The 2,601-nt window shown below is 31.8% G+C and carries 4 protein-coding genes; all 4 read right to left on the minus strand.

Annotated features, from left to right (window positions below):
* Window positions 1-129: 129 nt before the first annotated feature.
* Window positions 130-513: a DUF123 domain-containing protein gene (locus COZ07_RS05535; RefSeq protein WP_406607585.1), complete on the minus strand. Its 384-nt coding sequence runs from the start codon at window positions 511-513 to the stop codon at window positions 130-132.
* A gap of 81 nt (window positions 514-594) precedes the next feature.
* The gene (locus tag COZ07_RS05540) at window positions 595-1,470 is read right to left on the minus strand and encodes a DUF89 domain-containing protein (RefSeq protein WP_406607586.1); all 876 of its coding nucleotides are present in this window, start codon (window positions 1,468-1,470) and stop codon (window positions 595-597) included.
* Between the two features lie 170 nt (window positions 1,471-1,640).
* Window positions 1,641-1,868, minus strand: coding sequence for a flavin reductase family protein (locus COZ07_RS05545; RefSeq protein ID WP_406607587.1), 228 nt, complete (start codon window positions 1,866-1,868; stop codon window positions 1,641-1,643).
* Window positions 1,869-2,083: 215 nt separating this feature from the next.
* A partial coding sequence (locus COZ07_RS05550; protein ID WP_406607588.1) for a class I SAM-dependent methyltransferase occupies window positions 2,084-2,601 on the minus strand: 518 nt, incomplete at its 5' end.

Here is a 2,601-nt window from a genome sequence, read left to right on the forward strand (position 1 = left end):
TGACCTTTCAAACTGAAACCCCTTATTTTATTGGAGTTCTGGTTTTGAATAGGGGAAAAAGTGCGGAAGTCGGGAATATTATTGAAAAATATTAATTTCTATTTATCAAATAATTTTATAATGTTTTTTCTATTTATTAATGGATATCTTAAAGTTCAAATCTATTATTTCAGAAAAACCTATTTCCTTTAAAATACTTTCTGCTTTTTTCTTATTCTTTATATAAAATAAATGAGTTAGGCAATTACAATCTGAAGAGCCAAAACCTTTTTTAACTATCTCACAACTTAGTTCTTTATTAAATACATTAGCTATCTCACACTCAATTGATTTTGGAATCGCCCAAATCTGCGAAACCCAAACTTTCTCATTCTCTAAGAGATAATCTATATGCCAATAGATTTTCTTATCTTTTCTCAAATGCCTTCTTAATCGGGTTTCCAAACAGCCCCTAGCTGAACCAACATAAATATAATATCCTTCTCTAAAATATATTTCCCCTAATTTTCCCACTATAGTTTTAAAATCTTCAAATATTTTTATTGCTAATACATAAGTGGCTTCTATTTTTTTATTAATATTTATTACTTATTTTCACCTGCCTACCAAAACCATATCCCCAATCTTGCAACCAACATCCTCAGCTATTACCGGACATTTTGCTCTAAATAGAAAAAATATAGGTTTATTTTCTTCAGAGAGGGACTCATAATTTCCTTGACCTTTACTAATGATCAATTCTGCGTTCTGATATAATTCTATAAATTCTGAAGAGCAATGTTTCAATATGGTTCCAGGAGCATCTGATCCGCTTGAGATAACCTTTGCTACTTTATTTATTCCGCAAAATATAGCATCTTCCATTAAAGCATCATTAATAACTGGTTTATCTCTTACTACATAAATAACCTGCTTCCCTAATTTTTCTGTTAATTCCTCTATCAATAATCTATCAAAAACGACCTCTCCTGCATTATCAGCTAAATAAATTATATGTTTAACCTTAGATAAAATTTCCTTAAATTCTTGATATCTAAATATAGTTTTATTATTATCATTATCGCTTTTAAAATCCTCATTAAAAATTTTATTTATCTCTTCTTCCACATTTATTGAATTTTTTACCCCATAGTCAATAACATTACCAGCAATAGATAACTTTACGGCAGTTAAAAGTCTATCTTCTGAATTGTTTATTTTTCGTTTTAATTCGGGATAAAGATTTAAAGCAAATTTATTGCTATTTTCCTTAATCTCTTTAAAGGAATCTTTCACTCCCGTTATCTTTCTTAATAAAGCATAAATAGTTCTCCCCATCTCTGGAGGACTCGCCTCTAAGGGGAAATCAGGTATTAACTTAGAAAGTTCATCTATAATCTTTTTTATTACAATCTCATTTGCCCCAGCAAGTCTAGCTGTTTCTAAAGCTTGCCTATAAAAACAGGGAATACAATCTAAATAAGTTCTCATTTAATATACATACTCCTAATAAATTTTATTATCTTTTAACTACATATCTTCCCAATCCGAAATAAGCCCCACCTCGTGAACATAAAATAAGGGATCTAATTGGCCTTTTTGTTTGGCAAAATCTTTCAAAAAAATTTCTCGGTCTATTGAAACAGTAATCACCTCTCCAACTATAATAACTCTAGAGTATCGGTTATTTCATAAATACTCAATAATTTACACTCAAAATGAGACCTGCACTCAGCAATTAAAGGTGCCTTTATCTGAGAAGCCGGTGTTGGTGTAAATTTTGCTTTTTCAAATTCGTCTATTTCAGCAGGAAATTTTACTACAGCAATATTTACTTTTTCTAATCTTGAAGCGGAGGGAATGTTCAAGACAAATTCTTCGGTTTCCACAATATTTCAATAAGTATTTCTATAATTAATTTACTTTCCCTCGATAATCTTATAATTTTTCTTGCTCAAATACTTTCCTAACAATACCGAAGTTATAATAACTAAGCCCAAAATGGTGCATAACACTTTGCGGATAAAAGAAGTTTGCCGACAGGCAAATTTTAGCGAACGAAGTGAGCCTTTTATCCGCTGTTGTGCGAAGTTGCCGAGTTCCTTCATTTTGTTGCTTTAATCACGACGAATGAGCCTTCTCCATACCCTTCTTTAAATGGTTCAACAGTTTTTATCTCAGCTAAATTATGAAAAACTGTTTGAGTGAAATTGAAATTTTTAAAACCCGCTTTCTTCAGGAGAAGAATAACTTTGTTGACTGAGTAGAAAGTAGCTACTTTGTAAAATACGCTATCTTCTTTATGATCTTGATAAAGTTTTCCGACCGGGCTATCCTTATCTATAAATCCAATTATCAAACATCCACCGACTTTTAATACCCTATATACTTCCCTGAATGCAGTTTCTGGATCATCCAAAAAGCAAATCGTGGTGACCATTAATGCAAAGTCAAACTGTAAATTATCAAAGGGAAGGGCTTCTGCAAAACCATCTATAGCGTCGATTCCCCTCTGTTTTGCGATCTTCCTCATCTTGTTCGATGGTTCAACCCCTAATTTAATACCCAAAGGTGCGGCAAATCGACCACTCCCTACACCAATTTCTATACCTTTTCCACTTT

The organism is Candidatus Infernicultor aquiphilus, from assembly GCF_002784285.1.
Lineage (GTDB): Bacteria > Atribacterota > Phoenicimicrobiia > Phoenicimicrobiales > Phoenicimicrobiaceae > Infernicultor > Infernicultor aquiphilus.

Coding starts and splice junctions, on each gene's coding strand:
- COZ07_RS05540 (WP_406607586.1), bottom strand. CDS start 1,470: ATGAGAACTTATTTAGATTGTATTCCCTGTTTTTATAGGCAAGCTTTA.